19 protein-coding genes are annotated in these 19,450 nt (G+C 68.3%); 11 read left to right on the top strand and 8 right to left on the bottom strand.

The genetic code is table 11. The features are described 5' to 3' along the window. Positions 1 to 124: 124 nt before the first annotated feature. Positions 125 to 1,090: a magnesium/cobalt transporter CorA gene (corA, locus tag AC3IS2_RS13710; protein WP_489198338.1), complete on the top strand. Its 966-nt coding sequence runs from the start codon at positions 125 to 127 to the stop codon at positions 1,088 to 1,090. Here corA and ppc read toward each other — a convergent pair whose 3' ends face one another. Continuing rightward, complete coding sequence (gene ppc / locus AC3IS2_RS13715) at positions 1,091 to 3,787, bottom strand: phosphoenolpyruvate carboxylase (protein WP_489198339.1); 2,697 nt, start codon at positions 3,785 to 3,787, stop codon at positions 1,091 to 1,093. Between the two features lie 297 nt (positions 3,788 to 4,084). Here ppc and ffh point away from each other — a divergent pair, with 297 nt between their 5' ends. From ffh to AC3IS2_RS13735, 4 genes are all read left to right on the top strand, one after another. Next, positions 4,085 to 5,632 (top strand): signal recognition particle protein, encoded by a 1,548-nt coding sequence (gene ffh / locus AC3IS2_RS13720; RefSeq protein ID WP_489198340.1) that lies wholly within the window; start codon positions 4,085 to 4,087, stop codon positions 5,630 to 5,632. 27 nt (positions 5,633 to 5,659) lie between these two features. Beyond that, positions 5,660 to 6,199, top strand: coding sequence for a 30S ribosomal protein S16 (rpsP, locus tag AC3IS2_RS13725; RefSeq protein WP_489198341.1), 540 nt, complete (start codon positions 5,660 to 5,662; stop codon positions 6,197 to 6,199). Between the two features lie 110 nt (positions 6,200 to 6,309). Then, complete coding sequence (gene rimM, locus AC3IS2_RS13730) at positions 6,310 to 6,837, top strand: ribosome maturation factor RimM (protein ID WP_489198342.1); 528 nt, start codon at positions 6,310 to 6,312, stop codon at positions 6,835 to 6,837. An 81-nt stretch (positions 6,838 to 6,918) separates the two neighbouring features. After that, entirely contained in the window at positions 6,919 to 7,623 is a 705-nt protein-coding gene (locus AC3IS2_RS13735; RefSeq protein WP_489198343.1) for a glutathione S-transferase C-terminal domain-containing protein, read from the top strand. Positions 7,624 to 7,662: 39 nt separating this feature from the next. Here AC3IS2_RS13735 and AC3IS2_RS13740 read toward each other — a convergent pair whose 3' ends face one another. The 3 genes from AC3IS2_RS13740 to AC3IS2_RS13750 all read right to left on the bottom strand — a co-directional run bounded on the left by AC3IS2_RS13740 (position 7,663) and on the right by AC3IS2_RS13750 (position 10,003). Further along, positions 7,663 to 7,836 carry a YegP family protein gene (locus tag AC3IS2_RS13740; RefSeq protein ID WP_114817138.1) on the bottom strand — a complete coding sequence of 58 codons (174 nt, stop codon included), beginning with the start codon at positions 7,834 to 7,836 and terminating at the stop codon, positions 7,663 to 7,665. Between the two features lie 99 nt (positions 7,837 to 7,935). Next, positions 7,936 to 9,111: a benzoate/H(+) symporter BenE family transporter gene (locus tag AC3IS2_RS13745; protein WP_489198344.1), complete on the bottom strand. Its 1,176-nt coding sequence runs from the start codon at positions 9,109 to 9,111 to the stop codon at positions 7,936 to 7,938. 94 nt (positions 9,112 to 9,205) lie between these two features. Further along, complete coding sequence (locus tag AC3IS2_RS13750) at positions 9,206 to 10,003, bottom strand: enoyl-ACP reductase FabI (protein WP_489200158.1); 798 nt, start codon at positions 10,001 to 10,003, stop codon at positions 9,206 to 9,208. A 133-nt stretch (positions 10,004 to 10,136) separates the two neighbouring features. Between AC3IS2_RS13750 and AC3IS2_RS13755 the strand changes: the two genes are divergently transcribed. Then, positions 10,137 to 10,475: a DUF2794 domain-containing protein gene (locus AC3IS2_RS13755; RefSeq protein ID WP_489198345.1), complete on the top strand. Its 339-nt coding sequence runs from the start codon at positions 10,137 to 10,139 to the stop codon at positions 10,473 to 10,475. Positions 10,476 to 10,716: 241 nt separating this feature from the next. On the opposite strand, the gene AC3IS2_RS13760 is transcribed toward AC3IS2_RS13755, so the two are convergent. Beyond that, the gene (locus tag AC3IS2_RS13760; RefSeq protein WP_489198346.1) at positions 10,717 to 11,466 is read right to left on the bottom strand and encodes a Bax inhibitor-1/YccA family protein; all 750 of its coding nucleotides are present in this window, start codon (positions 11,464 to 11,466) and stop codon (positions 10,717 to 10,719) included. A 125-nt stretch (positions 11,467 to 11,591) separates the two neighbouring features. Between AC3IS2_RS13760 and thpR the strand changes: the two genes are divergently transcribed. From thpR to mmcB, 3 genes are read left to right on the top strand one after another with little or no spacing between them, the layout of a single operon-like run. Next, complete coding sequence (gene thpR, locus AC3IS2_RS13765) at positions 11,592 to 12,131, top strand: RNA 2',3'-cyclic phosphodiesterase (protein ID WP_489198348.1); 540 nt, start codon at positions 11,592 to 11,594, stop codon at positions 12,129 to 12,131. Continuing rightward, positions 12,128 to 12,694: a GNAT family N-acetyltransferase gene (locus AC3IS2_RS13770; RefSeq protein ID WP_489198349.1), complete on the top strand. Its 567-nt coding sequence runs from the start codon at positions 12,128 to 12,130 to the stop codon at positions 12,692 to 12,694. Before thpR ends, AC3IS2_RS13770 begins: the two co-directional genes overlap by 4 nt. Before the next feature lie 26 nt (positions 12,695 to 12,720). Beyond that, on the top strand, positions 12,721 to 13,167 hold the full coding sequence (mmcB, locus tag AC3IS2_RS13775) for a DNA repair putative endonuclease MmcB (RefSeq protein WP_489198350.1): 447 nt from the start codon (positions 12,721 to 12,723) through the stop codon (positions 13,165 to 13,167). 80 nt (positions 13,168 to 13,247) lie between these two features. Here the strand turns inward: mmcB and dapB are convergent, their stop codons facing one another. From dapB to dnaK, 3 genes are all read right to left on the bottom strand, one after another. Next, positions 13,248 to 13,997 carry a 4-hydroxy-tetrahydrodipicolinate reductase gene (gene dapB, locus AC3IS2_RS13780; protein WP_489198351.1) on the bottom strand — a complete coding sequence of 250 codons (750 nt, stop codon included), beginning with the start codon at positions 13,995 to 13,997 and terminating at the stop codon, positions 13,248 to 13,250. Continuing rightward, on the bottom strand, positions 13,994 to 15,202 hold the full coding sequence (gene dnaJ, locus AC3IS2_RS13785) for a molecular chaperone DnaJ (protein ID WP_489198352.1): 1,209 nt from the start codon (positions 15,200 to 15,202) through the stop codon (positions 13,994 to 13,996). Before dnaJ ends, dapB begins: the two co-directional genes overlap by 4 nt. Positions 15,203 to 15,495: 293 nt before the next feature. Further along, positions 15,496 to 17,409 carry a molecular chaperone DnaK gene (dnaK, locus tag AC3IS2_RS13790; RefSeq protein WP_489198353.1) on the bottom strand — a complete coding sequence of 638 codons (1,914 nt, stop codon included), beginning with the start codon at positions 17,407 to 17,409 and terminating at the stop codon, positions 15,496 to 15,498. 443 nt (positions 17,410 to 17,852) lie between these two features. On the opposite strand from dnaK, the gene AC3IS2_RS13795 reads away from it, so the two are divergent. Continuing rightward, on the top strand, positions 17,853 to 18,470 hold the full coding sequence (locus AC3IS2_RS13795) for an alpha-ketoglutarate-dependent dioxygenase AlkB (protein ID WP_489198354.1): 618 nt from the start codon (positions 17,853 to 17,855) through the stop codon (positions 18,468 to 18,470). Positions 18,471 to 18,544: 74 nt separating this feature from the next. Next, positions 18,545 to 19,447 (top strand): dienelactone hydrolase family protein, encoded by a 903-nt coding sequence (locus AC3IS2_RS13800; protein WP_489198355.1) that lies wholly within the window; start codon positions 18,545 to 18,547, stop codon positions 19,445 to 19,447. Positions 19,448 to 19,450 lie beyond the last annotated feature (3 nt).

Raw genomic sequence — 19,450 nt, forward strand, 5'->3', positions numbered from 1 at the left:
CTATTCCGGCTGAGGTGGCGTAGCCTTGGCCGTGTCGCGGGCCGCGTCGGGTCGAGACCCGAAGGGCGGCGCGAAGCAGCCAAGGCGGAGCCTTCTGACCGCGGCCCAACAAGGATGAGTTCGCATGCCGGTCGTCGCCTCCTATGTCTACAAGGACGGCCAGCGCGTTCGCGAAGCGCCGCTGACCGATGAAGGGCTGCACCTCAAGCCCGGCGAGTATCTGTGGATCGGTCTCTACGAACCCACGACCGACGAGTTCGAAGGGCTGGTGCGGCGCTTCCGCCTGCATCCTCTGGCGGTCGAGGATGCGCTGTCGGCGCATCAGATGCCCAAGATCGAGGTCTATGGCAGCGAGCTGTTCATCGTCGCCCGCACCGCCCAGAAGGCCGACGACGCCATCTGGTACGGCGAGACCCACGTCTTCGTGGGGCCGCGCTACGTCATCACCATTCGCCACGGCTCGGCCCGCGCCCACACCCAGCTGCGCGCCCAGCTGGAAGCCTCGCCGCTGCAGTTGAAACACGGCGCCGACTTCATCCTGCACGGGGTGCTGGACTTCATCGTCGACGCCTATGTGCCCATCGTCGATGACATCGAGGACAGCGTGCTGGAGATGGAGCAGCGGGCGCTGGACAGCTTCCTGTCGCGCGCCGACATCAAACGCCTGTTCCAGCTGCGCCGCGAACTGCTGAAGTTCAGCCGCGTGCTCGGCCCGATGGAGGAGGTGGCCAACAAGCTGCAGTCGCTGGACCTGCCCTGCATCGACCGCGAGGTCCGCCCCTATTTCCGCGACGTGGCCGACCATGTGCGGCGCGTCTCCAGCCGGGCGGCGTCGCTGCGCGACATCCTGTCGACGGTGTTCGAAGTCTCCAACCTGCTGGAGCAGCAGCGTCAGGGCGTCATCACCCGCAAGCTGGCCGCCTGGGCCGCCATCCTGGCCACGCCGACGGCGGTGGCGGGGATCTACGGCATGAATTTCGACTACATGCCGGAACTGCGCTGGACCTATGGCTACCCAATGGTGCTGGGGCTGATCGCCGCCATCTGCGTCGGCCTCTACGTCACCTTCAAGCGGACCCGGTGGCTGTGATCAGCCGCTGTTCCTGAGGCCCGCCGCCACCCCGTTGATGGCCAGCAGGATGCCGTTGCGGACGCGCGGGTCGTCATCGCCGGCCCGCCGACGGCGGATCAGCTCGATCTGCACGTGGTTCAGCGGCTCGACATAGGGCATCCGCTGGCGGATCAGCCGGTCCAGTTCGGGCTGGCCGCCCAGCAGGTCGTCGTGGCCGGTGATCGACAGGACGGCGGACCGGGTGCGGTCCCACTCCGCGTGGATGGCGCCGTAGATGCGCTCGGCAAGCGCCGCGTCCGGAACCAGCCTTGAGTAGCGCAGGGCGATGGCCATGTCGGCCTTGGCCATCACCATCTCCATGTTCTGGACCACGGTGCGGAAGAAGGGCCAGGCGGCCGCCATGTCGCGCAGTTCGGCGGGGTCCTCGCCCTGGACCGCCGAGCCGAAGCCGAACCAGCCGGGCAGCATGACCCGCGACTGCGACCAACTGAACACCCAGGGAATGGCGCGCAGATCCTCGATGGCGGTCGAGGTCGAACGGCTGGCCGGGCGCGAACCGATCTTCAGGTCGGCGATCTCGGCGATGGGGGTGGCGGCGCGGAAATAGTCGACGAAGCCCGGCGTCTCATAGACTAGGGCGCGATAGGATTTCATCGAGGCGGCCGACAGCCGCGCCGCCGTGGCGCCGTGCTCGGCGCTGTAGCCGGCGTCGGTCTGCGGCCCCAGCGAGGCCAGCAGGGTCCCGCAGGTCAGGGCGTCGAGGTTCCGCTGCGCCACCTCCGGCTCGCCGTACTTGTTGGCGATGACCTCGCCCTGTTCGGTGACGCGGATGCGCCCGGCCACCGTCCCCGCGGGCTGGCCCAGAACGGCCGAGAAGGATGACCCGCCGCCGCGCCCGACGGCGCCGCCGCGACCGTGGAACAGCTGCAGACGGACCCCCGCCGCGCGGGTCACGTCCAGCAGGGCGCGCGAGGCCTCGTGCAGTTCCCAGCCCGAGGTCAGGTAAGAGCCGTCCTTGTTGCTGTCGGAGTAGCCGATCATGACCTCCTGCACCCCGCGCGCGACAGCGACGGCGCGGGCCGACGGCTCGGCCAGCACCCGCTCCAGCGTCGGCTGCGAGGCGCGCAGGTCTTCGATGGTCTCGAACAGCGGCGCGGCCTGGATGGGACAGGCGGCGGGATCGGCGGGGTCGTAGAGGCCGACCTCCTTCAGCAGCAGATAGACCTCCAGCATGTCGGACGCCGCGTCGGTCTTGGAGACGATATGGGTGCGGATCGCCTGCGGGCCGAAGGCGGCCAGGGCCTGGGCCGCCGCCTGCAGGATGGCGCGCTCCTTCAGAGTCTCGGCGGCATAGACGGCATAGGGCGAGAACAGAGGCCGGGGGTTGGCCAGTTCGCGGGCCAGCAGGGACAGACGGGCCTCCTCGTCCAGGGCGGCGTAGTCGGGACAGACGCCCGCCACCTTCAGCAGGTTGGCAACGACCCGCTCATGCACGTCGGAGTTCTGACGCAGGTCCAGCGTCGCCATGTGGAAGCCGAAGACGTCGGCCGCCGTGATCAGCCGCGCCAACCGATCGTCGGCGAAGACGGGGCCGTGGGTGCGCACCAGACTGTCGTGCAGCACGGCCAGGTCGGCGCGGAAGGCGGCGGGGCCGGCATAGGCGGGGGCGTCGAACTGGGCCGGCAGGGGGGCGGGGCCGCCGGTCAGGGCCAGATGGGTCGCCGACAGTCGGGCGTAGATCTGGCTCAGCGCCCGGCGATAGGGCTCGTCCGCGCGCTGGATCGAGGCGTCGCCCGAGGTTCCAACCAGCGCCGCCAGTTCGGGCGTGACGGCGGTCAGGTCGGCCGAGAGGCTGAGCTCCTCGCCCAGGGCGTTCACCTCCTCCAGATAGAAGCGCAGCACGGCGCGCGACTGGGTGCGGAAGGCGGCGCTCATCACCGCGGCGTCGACATTGGGATTGCCGTCGCGGTCGCCGCCGACCCAGGTGCCGATGCGGACGAAGGGCGGCAGGTCGGGCGCGTCCAGCAGGGCGCGCCACTGGGCCAGCTGGGCCGGGGCGACGCGCAGGAAGATGCGCTGCAGCCAGTCGGTGACGGTGTTGATCTCGTCTTGCACCACCAGACCCGAGGCGCGGGTCAGGCGCGTGGCCCACAGGATGACGATCTGGCGCCGCAGGGCCGCCTTCAACCTGGCAGGCGAACAGGCGATCCCGTCGCGGTCGCAGCCGTCCAGCAGGGCGCCGACGGCGGCGATGCGGTCGATGACGCTCTTCCTGCGCACTTCGGACGGATGGGCGGTCAGGACCGGCGAGATCAGGGCCTGGGACAGCAGGTCGCGCACCGCCGCTCGGTTCACACCGGCTGCATCGAGCCGATTCAGCGCGCCCTCGGGGGTGTCGGCCCGTTCGCCGGCCTCGACCTGTTCGCGCGCACGGCGCTTGCCCGCCCGGTCCTCGGCGACATTGGCCAGCAGGGAGAAGGCGGCGAAGCCGTGGGTCAGGCCGATGGCCTGATCCAGCGACAGGTCCTTCAGCAGAGCCTCCAGTTGCGAGGCGTCATGCGAGGCCGGGTCGCGGTGATAGGCCACCGAGGCCTGACGCACCGCCTCGATACGGTCGTAGAGTTCCTGCCCGCCCTCGTCGCGGATCACTTCGCCGAGCAGGGCGCCCAGCAGGCGGACCTCGTCGCGCAGGGCATCGTCGGCGGCCTGGATCATCGCATCATCCTTCAGCGGGGAGGCTGGAAGCGGAACCGTATCAGCGGAATCCGAACCGGCTAGTCCCAACGGTCAACGCTGAAACCCTTTGTGCGGTTGTTGAGGCTCCGACGCGAGAGTCGACATTTGCTCGCGGATGCTCCATAAGCCGCGGCTTCCGGCGCAATTGAACCTGCGCCTCCACCTGCACGACCCCCGCTCGATCGGGACGAGGCAGGCGAGGACCCTCTGCCGACGTGATCGTCGCCAGAGGCCGTTTCTCTATGGAGGTCAAGGTTCGCGCATGAAAGGTTTTGAATGTTCGAGGCTCTGAACGAGCGACTGACAGGCGTCTTCGACCGGATCACCGGCCGCGGCGCCCTGTCCGAAAAGGATGTCGAGGAAGCGCTGCGCGAAGTCCGCGTCGCCCTGCTCGAGGCCGACGTCGCCCTGCCGGTGGTCAAGGACTTCATCAGCCGCGCCAAGGAACAGGCGACTGGCGAAGAGGTCATCCGTTCGGTCAAGCCGGCCGATCAGGTGGTCAAGATCGTCTATGACGGTCTGGTCGAGATGCTGGGCGGCGAAGAGCCGACCCCGATCAATATCAACGCCGCACCGCCGGCCGTGATCCTGATGGCCGGCCTGCAGGGCTCGGGCAAGACCACGACCTCGGCCAAGCTGGCGCTGCGCCTGACCAAGTTCGACCGCAAGAAGGTCATGATGGCCTCGCTGGACACGCGTCGTCCGGCGGCCATGGAGCAGCTGGCGACCCTGGGTCAGCAGATCGAGGTCGCGACCCTGCCCATCGTGGCGGGCCAGTCGGCGGTCGAGATCGCCAAGCGCGCGCTGCAATCGGCCAAACTCCAGGGCTTCGATGTCCTGATCCTCGACACCGCCGGCCGCATCACGCTGGACGAGGCCCTGATGGCCGAGGTGGCCGAGGTCGCCCGCGTCGCCAATCCGGTCGAGACCCTGCTGGTCGCCGACAGCCTGACGGGTCAGGACGCGGTTCGCACCGCCGCCGCCTTCCACGAGCGCCTGCCGCTGACCGGCCTGGTGCTGACCCGCGCCGACGGCGACGGCCGCGGCGGCGCCATGCTGTCGATGCGCGCCGTCACCGGCCTGCCGATCAAGTATCTGGGCGCCGGCGAAAAGGTCGACGCCCTGGACGTCTTCGACGCCCGCCGCGTCGCCGGCCGCATCCTGGGGCAAGGCGACATCGTCGCCCTGGTCGAAAAGGCCGCGGGCGAGCTGGACCAGGCCAAGGCCGAGAAGATGGCCCGCAAGCTGGCCAAGGGTCAGTTTGATCTGGACGACCTGGCCGCCCAGCTGCAGCAGATGAAGAAGATGGGCGGGCTTCAGGGCATCATGGGCATGCTGCCCGGCGTGGCCAAGCTGAAGGCCCAGATGGCCGACAGCAACGTCAACGACAAGATGATCGCCCGTCAGGAAGCCATCATCAGCTCCATGACCAAGGCCGAGCGCAAGAAGCCCGACCTGCTGAACGCCAGCCGCAAGAAGCGCGTCGCCGCCGGCGCCGGCGTCGAGGTCCAGGACATCAACCGCCTGCTGAAGCAGCACCGGCAGATGGCCGACATGGTCAAGTCCCTGTCCAAGGGCGGCGGCAAGAACCTGCAGAAGATGGCCGCCATGATGGGCGGCCTCGGCGGAGGCGGCGGCGGAATGCCCGGCCTCCCCGGCATGGGCGGCCCCGACATGGCCCGCCTCAAGGCCCTGGGCGGCGGCAAGATGGCCGAACCCAGCGCCGACGAAATGAAAGCCATTCAGGACCGGCTCGCCGGACTGGGCGGCGGACAACTTCCGGGGGGCCTTCCGGGCCTGCCGGGCTTCCCGAAAAAGAACTGATTTCGACTTTCTAGAAAGAGACTGAAAATGCTGAAGATTCGTCTGGCCCGCGGCGGCGCCAAGAAGCGCCCCTACTACTACATCGTCGTTGCTGACTCGCACGCCCCGCGCGACGGCAAGTTCATCGAGCGCGTCGGCAGCTACAACCCGATGCTGCCCAAGGACAGCGCTACCCCGCGCGTCACGCTGAAGGCTGACCGCATCTCGGAATGGCTGGCCAAGGGCGCTCAACCGACGGACCGCGTCGCGCGCTTCATCAGCCAGTCGCAAGACGAAGCCCTGGTCGGCAAGGTCGCCTGGACCCAGTCGAACAACCCGAACAAGGGCGCTCCGGGCAAGAAGGCCCAGGAACGCGCCGCCGAGCGCGCCCAGCGCGAAGCCGACCGTCTGGAAGCTGAAGCCGCCGCCAAGGTCGAAGCTGCTGAAGCCGCCGCCCGCGCCAAGGAAGAAGCTGCCGCCGCCGCCGAAGCCGCCAAGAACGCTCCGGTCGTCGAAGAAGCTCCGGTTGAAGCTGCTGCTGAAGAAGCTCCGGCTGCTGAAGCCACCGAAGAAAACGCCGAGGGCTAAACCCTTCGGCTTCCCGGTTCCGACCGGGATGCGGAAATGGAAAGCAGCGTCCGATCCCGGGCGCTGCTTTTCTGCTATCTGGCCCTGACAATTGCCAAACGGAGCCTGCGATGAGCGGTGCTGAAAAACTGATCCTCGTCGGCCAGGTCGGCGGCGCCTTCGGCGTAAAGGGCGAGGTGCGGATCACCGCCTTCACCGCCGACCCCATGGCCCTGCTGGACTATCAGCCCCTGCTGAAGGCGGACGGCACGCCCGCCCTGACCCTGCTCTCGGCCCGCCCCGACAAGGCGGGGGTGGTGGCCCGGGTCAAGGAGATCACCGTCAAGGAACAGGCCGACGCCGCGCGCGGCCAGAAACTGTTCGTGCCGCGCGACCGCCTGCCGGAGCCGGAGGAAGACGAGTTCTACCTGACCGATCTGGTGGGCCTTGAGGCGCGCGATCTCGACGACACAGCCGTCGGCACGGTCAAGTCGGTGCAGAATTTCGGCGCCTCGGACATGCTGGAGATCGCCCCGAAGGAAGGCGGTCCGACCTGGTACCTGCCCTTCACCCGTGAGGCGACGCCGGACCTGCGTATCGCTGAGGGCTGGCTGCGCATCGTGCGCCCCACCGAGGTGGACGAGCGCGACGAGGGCTGATTTACCGCCACAGACGCGGTGGCTATTGCGGCGGACGGTCTGGCTTCCAACATGGGAGGTTCAACCCGCCCGGAGCGCCCCATGGCCGACCTGTCCGCCTTTCCGATCACCCGCCAGTATCCGCCGGCCCATCCCGAGCGGCTGCAGCTCTATTCCCTGCCGACGCCGAACGGGGTCAAGATCTCCATCCTGCTGGAGGAGCTGGGCCTGGCCTATGAGCCGCATCTGGTCGACATCGGCCAGAACCAGACCTGGACGCCCGACTATCTGTCGCTGAACCCCAACGGCAAGATCCCGGCCATCATCGACCCCGACGGCCCGGGCGGCAGGCCCCTGCCCCTGTTCGAATCCGGGGCCATCCTGGTCTATCTGGCCGAGAAGACGGGACGGTTCCTGCCCGCCGATCCGGCGGCGCGCTACGAGACCCTGCAATGGGTCTTCTTCCAGATGGCCTCGATCGGTCCGATGTTCGGCCAGCTCGGCTTCTTCCACAAGTTCGCCGGGCGGGAGTTCGAGGACAAGCGGCCGCGCGACCGCTATGTCGCCGAGTCCCGGCGTCTGTTGGGCGTGCTGGAAAGTCGTCTTGAGGGCCGCGACTGGATCATGGGCGACGACTACACCATCGCCGACATCGCCATCCTGGGCTGGGTGCGCAACCTGATCGGCTTCTATGAGGCGGGCGATCTGGTCGGCTTTAAGGACTTCCCGCGCGTCGCCGCCTGGCTGGAGCGGGGGTTGGCGCGACCGGCGGTGCAGCGCGGGCTGCACATCCCGGCGCGACCGTAGAGATATGGCGGGGGCGCGGACGTCGCGCCCCCGTAGACTTTAGACTTCTTCGGTCGGGGCGTCGCCGACGTGCTTCTTGATCGACTCGATGGCCCGCTTGGCGCCCGACTTGTCGGAATAGCCCTCGGTCGAGAAGATGATCTCGGAGTTGTATTTGAACCGGACGCGGAACTCGCCGGCCTTGTCCTGATAGACTTCGAACTTGTGCGCCATCGTCGCCTCTCTGCTGGGCCGGGTGTCGACCAGGGGCGACGCTCTCACAGTCTGGCTTGGCGTGGAAAGCCGCCGTTCGCTCACAGTGCCGTGATCAGTTCAGAGGCGGCGCGGACGGATCCAGCGCCGCGCGGCCAGGGCGACGAAGCCGACCGCCAGGCCCCAGAAGGCCGACCCGACCCCGAACAGGGCCACCCCCGACGCCGTGGCGGCGAACGTCAGCACCGCCGCCTCGCGATCCTCGACCACCCCCATCATGCCGCTCAGCGACCCCGTCAGCGGCGCGATCAAGGCCAGGCCGGTGATGCCCGCCAGCGCCCCCGTCGGCATGGCGATGAACAGGCCGGCCAGCGGCGCGGCGAACAGGGCGACGACTAGGTAAAACAGGCCGTAGATGACGCCGACGGTCCAGCGCCGGTCCTGATCCGGGTGGGCCTCGGGTCCGGTGCAGATCGCGGCGGTGATGGCGGCCAGATTGACGCCGTGGGCGCCGAAGGGGGCCAGTATGGTGCTGGTCAGCCCGCCCCAGAAGATCAGCTTTCCGGCGGGCGGGGCGTATCCGGCGGCGCGCAGCACCACCAGGCCGGGCAGGTTCTGCGACGCCAGCGTCACCAGATAAAGCGGCAGGGCCAGGCTGATCGCCGCCTTCCAGTCAAAGGCGGGCGTGACCGGCGACAGCTGGCCGAACAGGCCGGTCCCGGCGGGCAGGCCGACCTGACCGCGCAGAGCCAGGACCGCAAAGGCCGCGACCAGAACGGCGGGCAGGGCCCAGGCGGCGGCGACGCGGCGCATGATCAGAAAGACCGCCAACAGGCCTCCCGCCAGCGCCATGTCGGTGGGGAAGACGAGAAACAGCTTCAGACAGAAGGGCAGCAGCACCCCCGCCAGCATGGCCGAGGCGACCGCCGCCGGAATGCGCTCGGCCAGCCGTCCCAGGGCTGGAATCAGCCCCGTCAGCACCATCAGCAGCCCGGCGATGACGAAGGCGCCGACGGCGGTGCTCCAGCCCAACTCCAGCGTCGAGGCCGCCAGCAGGGCCGCGCCCGGCGTCGACCAGGCCAGGACGACAGGCATCTTCAGCCGCCAGCTCAGCACCGCGCCCGGCAGGCCGATGCCGAGGCAGAGCGCCGTGACCATGGAGATGATTTGAGCGGGCGAGGCCCCCAGCGTCTGTCCTGCCTGCACCACCAGGGCTACGGTGCCGCCGAAGCCGATGACGGTCGCCACGGCGGCGGCGGAGAAGCTGGCGGGGGGCGGCAGGCGCAACGAACTCATGCAGCGAAGCTAGGCCGGGCTGCGGCGCCCTGAAAGCAAAAAGGGCCGCCGGTGCGCCCGGCGGCCCTTGATCTTGTTCCGAACCCGGACGGGTTCAGCCCTCGACGTCGTCCGGCAGGCCGACAGCGTGGAAGCCGGCATCGACGTGGACGACCTCGCCCGTGGTCGAGCGGCCCAGGTCCGAGCACAGCCACAGGGCGGCGCCGGCGACGCCTTCCATCGAGGTTTCTTCCTTGATCAGCGAGAACTGGGCCGACTTGGAGTGCAGGCCGCGCCCGCCCGAGATGCCGGCCAGCGACAGGGTGCGCATCGCGCCCGCCGAGATGGCGTTGACGCGGATGTTCTTCGGACCCAGGTCGCGGGCGATGTAGCGGGTCGCGGCTTCCAGGGCGGCCTTGGCCACGCCCATGGTGTTGTAGTTGGGGATGACCCGCTCGGACCCGAGGTAGGTCAGGGTGATCATCGAGCCGCCGTTGGGCATCAGCTTGGCCGAACGCTTGGCCACGTCGACGAAGCTGAAGGCCGAGATGTTCATGGCCAGCAGGAAGCTGTCGCGGGTGGTGTTGTCGACGAAGGAGCCCTTCAGCTCGTCCTTGTTGGCGAAGGCCACCGAGTGGACGACGAAGTCGATCGTGCCGAACTCTTTTTCCAGCTCGGCGAAGGCGACATCCATCGAGGCGTCGTCGGTGACGTCGGCCTGGATAAGCAGCTTGGCGCCGACGCTCTCGGCCAGGGGGCGCACGCGGCGCTCAAGGCTTTCGCCGAGGTAGGTGAAGGCCAGCTCGGCGCCCTGGGCGGCGAGCTGCGAGGCGATGCCCCAGGCGATGGAACTGGAGTTCGCGACCCCCATGATCAGGCCCTTCTTGCCCTTCATGAGTTCGCCGGTCGGCATATCCCAGCCTTCGCTCGTCGCCATGGGTCGTCTCCGTATCTAGAACTTGTTCCGCCTTTTGGACGGGTGCGGCGCGGGTGACAAGTCGCGGCGCCGCTGGCGTTCGGCGCGGAGCCTCCTAAGTTGAAGGGTGATGAGCCTTGATCTGCACAGTTCAGACGCGTCGCAGGCCGGGCCGGTCTTCTTCGACCGGCAGGAGCTGGGCCTGATGCTGCGGGTCTATGGCCGCATGGTCGCCGCCGGGGAATGGCGCGACTACGCCATGATCGGCCACAAGGAGGTGGCCGAATTCGCCGTCTTCCGCCGCTCGGGCGACGCCCCGCTCTACCGGATCGAGAAGCGCCCGGCCCTGCGCCTGAAACAGGGGCAATGGGCCGTGATCGGCGAAGGCGGCCATGTGCTGAAGCGCGGCCGCGACCTGGCCCAGGTGCTGCGGGTGTTCGACAGCCGCAAGTTCAGCGTGGTGGAGTGAACCGTCATCCCGGAAGCGGCGTCGCCGCTATCCGGGACCGCAAAAAGCACTGATGGCGATGTCCTGGGCGGTCCCGGCTCTTCGCCTGCGGCTACGGCCGGGATGACGAGGTAAGAAAAAGGCCCCGACGTTTCCGCCGGGGCCTTCATTCTTTTTGGGCCTATCGCCCTTCGGGCTACTTGAGGCCAGCGCTCAAGTCGGCCGTGACCGCGTCACGGCCATAGCGCGCTAAGATGCTCTTCTATTCCCGGCTGCCGCCCATGAAGGCCAGCAGGAACTGGAACAGGTTCACGAAGTTGATGAACAGGCTCAGGGCGCCGAAGCCCGTGGCCACGCCCATGGCTTCCTGATTACCGCCGAGCGCGTAGTAGGTCATCTTCAGGCGCTGGGTGTCATAGGCGATCAGACCCGAGAAGATCAGGACGCCGAGGCCCGAGATGATCAGGTACATCGTGCCCGACTGCATGAAGATGTTGACGATCGAGGCGATGACCAGGCCAATCACGCCCATGATCAGGAAGCTGCCCATGGCGGTCAGATCCTTCTTGGTCGTGTAGCCGACCAGGCTGAGGCCCGCGAAGGCCGCCGCCGTGACGAAGAAGGTCGAGGCCAGCGAACCGCCGGTGTAGCGCAGGAACAGGACGCCCAGACCCGCGCCGATGGTCGAAACCACGGCCCAGTAGAGCATGTTCACGCCCTTGGCCGTCGGGTTCTTCATGAAGAACATCGAACCGAACAGCATGACCAGCGGCGAGAACTGGATGATCATCCCCAGCATGGTCAGGCCGATGCGGCCGTTGGCCGCCTGGAAATAGAGAAGGCGTTGCACGGGCTCAAAATTGCCGGTGACGTAGGCCAGGGCGCCGGCGACCACGAGGCCGAGGGCCAGCTTGTTGTAGACGCCCAGCATGAAGGCGCGCAGACCGGCGTCGACGGACATGTCCGCCGACTGCGGAAGCGGGCGCGCATAGCCCTTGTTGAAGTCGCTCATCGCGAAAATTCTCTCCAATATGGCCAGCAAGCGCCGACCTTGGCTGGAAATATCGGGACGGACGAGCCGTCTTGCAAGGAAAACCCGACTTCCAGCATCGCGTTCCGGGCGCTACCAAGGGTCGCATGTTGCGCCTGTTCACCGCCGTCGCCATTCCCGAGGACGTCGCCGAGACCCTTCAGCGACGACAATCCGGCCTGCCCGGCGCGCGCTGGCGGCCGCTGGACGCCCTGCATGTGACGCTGGCCTTCTACGGCGACGCGGACGAGCGCACGGCCGACGATCTGGCCTCGGAACTGAGCCGGGCCGAGGGCGGCGGGCCTTTCGAGATCACGCTGAAGGGCGTGGGCGCCTTCGGCGACGCCCACCGCACCCACACCCTGTGGGCGGGACTGGAGCCGTCGGAGCCGCTGAACGTCCTGGCCGGGCGCTGTCGCTCGGCAGGCGAGCGCGCGGGCGTGCCGCCGGAACGGCGCGAATACCGGCCCCACGTCACCCTGGCCTATCTGAAGCCGCAGACGAACCCCGACCGCATCGGAGCCTGGATCGCCGGCCACAACCTGCTGAAATCGCCGCCGATCCGCATCGACCGCTTCGGCCTCTATTCCAGCGTCCTGACCGAGGACGGCAGCGTCTACGCCCTGGAGCGGGAGTATCTGCTGTGATCGAGCGTCCGACCTCGCCTCTGGGGCCGACGCTGGAGACCGAACGCCTGTTCCTGCGCCCGCCGACGCTGGAGGACTTCCCCCGCTGGGCCGACTTCATGAGCGATGCGGAGACGACCCGCTTCATCGGCGGGGTGCAGTCCAAGCACGAGGTCTGGCGCAACATCGCCTCCATCGCCGGCATGTGGGCCTTGCAGGGCGAGGGGATGTTCTCGGTGATCGAAAAGGCGACGGGGATTTGGCAGGGTCGGATCGGGCCGCTGCACCCCTATGACTGGCCGGGCCGCGAGGTGGGCTGGAGCCTGCACCGCGACGCGACCGGCAAGGGCTATGCAGTCGAGGCCGCCGCCGCGACCATGGACTACGCCTTCGACGTCCTGGACTGGCCCGACGTCATCCACTGCATCGACCCCGACAATCAGGGCTCCGAGAAGGTCGCCCTGCGCCTCGGTTCGAGCAATCAAGGCCCGGGCGTCATGCCGCCGCCGTTCCAGCACCACAAGGTCAATCTGTGGGGTCAGACGCGGGATCAGTGGCGCGCCAACCGCCAGCGCTTGCGATAGGAACATAGGCGGAACATAAAGGCGGCATGGCCGCCTCCGCCCTGCATGTCGAACTGGTCTTCAGCCGACCCGAGACCACCCTGTCGGTGACGCGCGGGGCGGCGCGGCTGATGCTGGACATGGGCTATGCGCCGCTGCTGGAGGTGGGCCTTCCCAACGGGCGGCGCGCCGACGTCATGGCCCTGGGACCCAGGGGCGACATCATCATCTGCGAGGTGAAGTCTGGGATCGACGACTATCGCGTCGACCGCAAATGGCAGGAGTACGGGCCGTTCTGCGACGCCTTCTTCTTCGCCGTCGCGCCCGAATTTCCCCAGGCCGTCCTGCCGGACGAACCGGGCCTGATCGTCGCCGACGGCTTCGGCGGGGCCGTGGTGCGCGACGCCCCCGCCACGCCGCTGGCCCCTGCGCGCCGGAAGGCCCTGACCCTGGCCTTCGCCCGGCTGGGCGCGCTCAGGACCATGCGGGACTGACCCCCTCCCCTTCGAGGGAAAGCAAACCTTGCGCTCAAGCACCGCGCGACCGCGTCGCGCGCGATAGCGCCCGTCAGGCTCTACGCCTGACGAAAACCCAGAACATCCTGCATGTCGTAGAGGCCAGGGCGGCGGTTGCGGACCCAGGCGGCGGCGGCGACGGCGCCCTTGGCGAACAGGGAACGGTCGATGGCCGAATGCGACAGGGTCAGCAGCTCGTCTTCCGAGCCGAACAGCACCGTGTGCTCGCCAATGACGCCGCCGGCGCGCAGGGAGGCGAAGCCGATCTTGCCCGGCTCGCGCGGGCCGGTGATGCCGTCATAGGGGGCGGTCTTGAGGTCTTCCAGATCGCGGCCTCGGCCGCTGGCGGCGGCCTCGCCCAGCATCAGGGCGGTGCCCGAAGGGGCGTCCACCTTGCGCCGGTGATGGGTCTCCAGCACCTCGATGTCCCAGTCGCGGCCGTCCAGACGTTGGGCCGCGTGCTCGACCAGGCCGATCAGGATGTTGAGGCCCAGCGAGAAGTTGCCGCTGCGGACGATGGCGATCTTCTCCGCCGCCGCCTCGATCTCGGCGTCCTGTTCCGGCGACAGGCCGGTGGAGCCGATGACCAGGGCCGGACCGCCGCGCTCGGCGCAGGCTTTCGCCAGATCGACCGAGGCCTCCGGCGTCGAGAAGTCGATGATGACGTCGCACAGGTTCAGGCCAGGCGTCTCGCCCCGGTCGAACCGGGCGGCGACCACCACGTCCTCGCGGGCGTCCAGCACTTGTGAAACGGCGCGGCCCATGCGGCCCCGGGCGCCGGAAATGCCGGCGTGGAAGATGTCGCTCACGCAGTCTCTTTCGGATTGTCGGCGTCGCCGCCCAGGATGTCGGCCCAGAAGCGCTTGGCCTTGCCGGCGAAGGTGGTGTTGCGCGGGTTCTGGCTCTCGCCGAACGAGGCGGCCAGTTCCTGCATCAGCTCCTTCTGACGCGGGGTCAGATCGGCGGGGGTCTCGACGAACAACTCGACCACCAGATCGCCGCGCTGGCGGCCGTTCAGGTGGGGCATGCCCTTGCCCTTGATGCGGACGGTCTTGCCGGTCTGGGCGCCCGCCGGCACCTCGACCGTGGCCTTGCACTTGCCGTCGCAGGCCTCGGACACCAGGCAGGGCGCGTCCACGGTCCCGCCCAGGGCCGCCACCGTCATCGGCACCGGCACCGTGACCAGCAGGTCCAGGTTGTCGCGCTCGAACAATTCATGGTCGTGCACCGACAGGAAGACATAGAGGTCGCCGCGCGGGCCGCCGCGCTGCCCCGCCTCGCCCTCGCCCGACAGGCGGATCCGCGAGCCGTCGTCGACGCCGGCGGGGATCTTGAGGTTGAGCTGGCGGTTCTTGCGGACCTGGCCGTGGCCGCTGCAAGTTCCGCAGGGGTCGGCGATCATCTCGCCCGAGCCGCCGCAGCGGGGGCAGGTGCGCTCGACCTGGAAGAAGCCGTTGGCCTGACGCACGCGCCCGGCGCCGCCGCAGGTGGAGCAGATCGTGGGCTTGGTCCCGGCCTTGGCGCCCGAACCGTCGCAGACCTCGCAGGTCATGGTGGTGGGAACCGCGATCTCGACCTCGGCGCCCTTGTAGGCCTGCTCCAGGGTGATCTCGAGGTCATAGCGCAGGTCCGAGCCGCGGCGCGGTCCGCCCTGCTGCTGGCGCCCGCCGCCTCGGCCGCCGAAGGCGTCCCCGAAGGCGTCGCCGAAGACCTGGGAGAAGATGTCGTTGATGTCGTGGAAGCCCTGGCCGCCGCCGCGTCCGAACGGGTCGCCGCCGCCGGCGCCGCCGTTCACGCCCGCATGACCGAACCGGTCATAGGCCGCGCGTTTCTGATCGTCCGACAGGACCGTATAGGCCTCGGAGATCTCCTTGAACTTGGCGAGGGATTCTTCCGAGCCGCCGTTGCGGTCCGGGTGGTGGGTCATGGCCAGCTTGCGATAGGCCGACTTCAGGCCGGGCGCGTCGATGGTGCGCTCGACCCCCAGAATTTCGTAATAGTCACGCTGCGCCATCAGGCGTTCGTCCTCTTACTTTCCCGCCATGTCCGCCGTCCTTCTCGAACCGAGGATCGTGCGTGCGCGGATGACCAAATGACCATGCCTGCTGACATGGGCGCCCGGTCGAATGATGCAAGTTTTATGAAACGGCCCCGCGTCGTGAAGCCGTAATCCTCCCCTGCTTTAGCGGGGGAGGGGGACCACAAAGTGGTGGAGGGGGCGAGCCCCAAGCGATGACGCCCGAAGCCGCCCCCTCCACCGCCTGCGGCGGTCCCCCTCCCCCGTAAAGGACGGGGGAGGATCAGGTTTTACGCGTTCTTCTTGTCGTCGTCCGCGTCGGAGACTTCCTCGAACTCGGCGTCGACCACGCCGTCGTCGGCGGGGGCGTCATCCGAAGCGCCGTCTTCACCGGCGCCCTGCTGGGCAGCGTACATGGCCTCGCCCAGCTTCATCGAGGCCTGGGCCAGGGTGTTGGTCTTCTCGCGGATGGCTTCGGGGTCCGAGCTGTCCTTGGCCGCCTTCAGGTCGTCCAGGGCCGACTGGATGGTCGCCTTGGTCGCCTCGTCGACCTTGTCGCCGTGCTCCGACAGGGCCTTCTCCGTCGAATGGATCAGGCTGTCGGCGCCGTTCGTGGCCTCGACCAGTTCCTTGCGGACCTTGTCGGCGGCGGCGTTGGCTTCGGCTTCCTTGACCATCTTGTCGATGTCGGCGTCCGAAAGGCCGCCGTTGGCCTGGATGCGGATCGACTGTTCCTTGTTGGTCGCCTTGTCCTTGGCGGTGACGTGGACGATGCCGTTGGCGTCGATGTCGAAGGCGACCTCGATCTGCGGCATGCCGCGCGGCGCCGGCGGAATGCCCATCAGGTCGAACTGACCCAGGACCTTGTTGTCCGAGGCCATCGGGCGCTCGCCCTGGAAGACCCGGATCGTCACGGCCGACTGGTTGTCGTCGGCGGTCGAGAAGACCTGGCTCTTCTTGGTCGGGATGGTGGTGTTGCGCTCGATCAGCGGGGTGAAGACGCCGCCCAGGGTCTCGATGCCGAGGGTCAGCGGGGTCACGTCCAGCAGCAGCACGTCCTTGACGTCGCCTTGCAGAACGCCGGCCTGAACGGCGGCGCCCAGGGCCACGACTTCGTCAGGGTTCACGCCCTTGTGCGGCTCCTTGCCGAAGAAGGCCTTCACGGCTTCGACGACCTTGGGCATGCGCGTCATGCCGCCGACCAGGACGACTTCGTCGATGTCCGAGGCCTTGAGGCCCGCGTCCTTCAGCGCCTTGGCGCAGGGCTCGATCGTGCGCTGGATCAGGTCGTCGACCAGGGCTTCCAGCTTGGCGCGCGACAGCTTGATGTTCAGGTGCAGCGGGCCCGAGGCGTTCATGGTGATGAACGGCAGGTTGACCTCGTACTGAGCCGTCGAGGACAGCTCCTTCTTGGCCTTCTCGGCTTCTTCCTTCAGGCGCTGCAGAGCCAGCTTGTCGGAGCGCAGGTCGACGCCCTGCTCCTTCTTGAACTCGTCGGCCAGGTAGTCGACCAGACGCAGGTCGAAGTCCTCGCCGCCCAGGAAGGTGTCGCCGTTGGTCGACTTCACCTCGAAGACGCCGTCGCCGATCTCCAGGATCGAGACGTCGAAGGTGCCGCCGCCCAGGTCATAGACGGCGATCTTCTGGCCTTCGTTCTTCTCCAGGCCATAGGCCAGAGCAGCGGCGGTCGGCTCGTTGATGATGCGCAGGACTTCCAGGCCGGCGATCTTGCCGGCGTCCTTGGTGGCCTGACGCTGGGCGTCGTTGAAGTAGGCCGGAACGGTGATGACGGCCTGGGTCACGGTCTCGCCGAGGTAGGCCTCCGCGGCCTCCTTCATCTTGCCGAGGGTGAAGGCCGAAACCTGTTGCGGGGAATAGTCCTTGCCGTGGGCGCGCACCCAGGCGTCGCCCGTCGGGCCCTTGACGATCTCATAGGGCACCATACCCTTGTCCTTGGCCACCACCGGGTCATCGAAATTGCGGCCGATCAGGCGCTTGATGGCGAAGAAGGTGTTGGTCGGGTTGGTGACCGCCTGGCGACGCGCAGGCTGGCCGACGAGCACTTCGCCGCTGTCCTGGATCGCCACGACCGACGGGGTCGTGCGGTTGCCTTCGGCGTTTTCGATGACCTTGGGGTTCTTGCCGTCCATGACGGCGACGCACGAGTTGGTCGTGCCGAGGTCGATGCCGATAATCTTGGCCATGAGCTTGTCTTTTCACTCCTTGCGGCGGGCGATGCGGCGGCCTTCGAAAAGCGCCGCGCGTGACCGCCCCCAGTTGGGCTGAAAGCCGTTCCGGTCGTCCGGTCGGGCGGGTTGAATGGTTTCGGTCGAAAGCCCCAGCCATTGCGGGGCTTCTTCCAGACTGGCCCGGATATGGGAAAGACCGCAGGGCCTGCAAGGGTTTCGTGCGGTTCGGGGCGGATTCGGTGGCGTTTCCCTCTTTAACCCCTCTCCCGATGGGAGAGGGGTTGAGCCTCGGAGAGCCGAAGGCGATCCGCCCGGCGAAAGGGTGAGGGGGCAAGATGTCAGTCGACGAAAGCCGTGATCCCGCCTCTGCAACGGCTTACGCCGACGGCGATCGACGCCCCTCATCCGGCCCTGCGGGCCACCTTCTCCCATCGGGAGAAGGGTCTTAGATGGGGAGGATGTCCTCGCCCCGCGAAACCCCCACCGGCCTGCCCGGCTTTCGCCTCTGGCCCGGCGCGCTCGACGCGGCGGCGCAAGGCTCTCTGCTGGCCGAGGTGCTGGCGGCGGCGGAGGCGGCGCCCTTCTATCGCCCCGTGACGCCGGGCGGGCGGCCCTTTTCGGTCGAGATGACGGGGATGGGGCCGCTGGCCTGGGTCTCGGACCGAGCGGGCTATCGCTATCAGCCGACCCATCCCGAGACCGGCGCGCCCTGGCCGCCGATGCCGCAGACCCTGCTCGACCTGTGGGACGTCCTGACCGGCTGGCCCGCGCCGCCCGACGCCTGTCTGGTCAACCTCTATCGCGGCGAGGCGAAGATGGGTCTGCATCAGGATCGCGACGAGGCCGACCTGAGCGCGCCGGTCCTGTCGGTGTCGCTGGGCGATACGGCGGTGTTCCGCATCGGTCCGGCCGAGGGCGGTCGGACGCAGAGCTTGAAGCTGGCCTCCGGCGACGTCTGCGCCCTGACGGGGCCGGCGAGGCTGGCGCGGCACGGCATCGACCGGCTGCTGGCGGGGTCGTCGCAGTTGGTCCCCGGCGGAGGGCGGATCAATCTGACGCTGCGGCGCGCGCGCTGATCGGGACTCGACGCAGCGTCGCAAGCCGGGCCACAGTCGCGGCCTGACGTCCGAAGCCGCACCGGAGACCCGCGATGACCCTGATCACTCGGCCCGAGGGCCTGAGCGCCGACCAGATCGCCCCCAGCCGCCGCAGTCTGGGGATCGCGACCCTCGGCGGCGTGGCCTTCGCCGCCTACGCCCCCGCCGCACTCAGCCAGTCGGCCAGCCCGGTCGCCACCGACAGCGCCGGACTGGTCACGGCGACCGTCTCCTATCCTGCGCCCGACGGGTTCGAACTGCCCGCCTATGTGGCCCGGCCCGACGGCGAAGGCCCCTTCCCCGTCGTGATTGTCGTGTCCGAGATTTTCGGCGTGCACGAATACATCCGCGACGTCTGCCGCCGCCTGGCCAAGGCGGGCTACGCCGCCGTCGCCCCCGCCTTCTTCGTGCGCAAGGAAGACCCGGCCCCGCTCAGCGACATGTCGGCCATCATGACCATCGTCGGGGCCGCCGGCTACGAACAGGTCATGGGCGACGTCGCCGCGACCCTGGAATGGATCGGGCTGCAGACCTGGGCCAAGGCCGACAAGGTCGGCATCACCGGCTTCTGCTGGGGCGGCAAGGTGGTGTGGCAGGCCTGCGCCCGCTTCCCGGCCCTGGACGCCGGGGTCGCCTGGTACGGCCGGCTGGCCCCGGCCGCCACAGCGACCGAGGCGCAAGCGACCGCTGGTCGCCCCTGGCCCGTCGATCTGGCCGCCGATCTCAAGGCCCCGGTCCTGGGTCTCTATGGCGGTCAGGACGGCGGCATCCCCGTGGCCAGCGTCGAGACCATGCGCGCGGCGCTGGACCGGGCCGGGGCCGCGGGCAGCGAGATCGTGGTCTATCCGAACGCCCCCCACGCCTTCCACGCCGACTATCGCCCCAGCTACCGCGAGGCGGACGCCAAGGACGGGTGGCAAAGGTTGCTGGGCTTCTTTGACCAGAAGCTGAAATAGCCC

This window comes from Brevundimonas sp. KH_025 (genome assembly GCF_057839885.1).